Genomic DNA, 335 nt, shown 5'->3' with positions numbered 1-335 from the left:
TGGAGGCGTCCCATGGTGCGGTCGTCTGGCTGTGCACGAGGGCGGCAATCGGCGATGCCAATATTGCACTATTTGCCTATGGCGTCGCCGCAGCGGCAACTAAAGATGGCTTTTGGATACAGGGACGGTGGCGCCGCCATGCTTTAGGAGCGTATTTTGCTACCGGTCTGCTTATAACCATAGTCTTTGAAGCCTGGGCCACAGGCGCAGGCCAGCGCTGGAGCTACAATGATTCTATGCCCCTGTTTCCCTTCCTTGGCACAGGTATCGCCCCTCTAGCGCAGTGGATTATCGTTCCAACAGTCTCGCTCTTTGGTTTGCGTTGGCTCTACAGA

At 56.1% G+C, this 335-nt stretch carries 1 protein-coding gene; it reads left to right on the top strand.

Features of this window, described 5'->3' with window-relative positions; all coding sequences use genetic code 11:
• On the top strand, positions 1-335 hold a 335-nt coding region (locus tag JIF53_RS19290; protein WP_206769447.1), incomplete at both ends, for a hypothetical protein.

The organism is Marinobacter sp. bablab_jr008 (genome assembly GCF_016464145.1).
GTDB classification, from domain to species: Bacteria; Pseudomonadota; Gammaproteobacteria; order Pseudomonadales; family Oleiphilaceae; genus Marinobacter; species Marinobacter nauticus.
Note: the sequence above shows the minus strand (reverse complement) of the source record. Positions and strands in the feature narration are given on the sequence as shown.